Annotated in this window: 1 protein-coding gene; it reads left to right on the forward strand. The window is 60.3% G+C overall.

Annotation, left to right across the window (positions count from 1 at the left end; genetic code table 11):
* Positions 1-242 (forward strand): enoyl-CoA hydratase-related protein (locus tag KJQ96_RS39490; protein ID WP_249735128.1); only part of this gene is annotated, 242 nt, incomplete at both ends.

Raw genomic sequence — 242 nt, forward strand, 5'->3', positions numbered from 1 at the left:
GAGAGCTCGATCACCGAACGACGCGGCGGCTTCGGTGCTTTTGCGCGCCCCTCGCTTAAGCCGACGATTGCTGCGGTCGAAGGTTTCGCGGTGGGAGGTGGGTTCGAGCTTTGCTTATCCTGCGATCTCGTCGTCGCGGCGCGAAGCGCAAAATTCGGACTACCTGAAGTACGCCACAACGTGGTGGCGGTCGGAGGCGCCTTATTTCGGCTTCCGAAGCGGATTCCCTACAATGTTGCGAT

The organism is Bradyrhizobium sp. sGM-13, assembly GCF_018398875.1.
Lineage (GTDB): Bacteria > Pseudomonadota > Alphaproteobacteria > Rhizobiales > Xanthobacteraceae > Bradyrhizobium.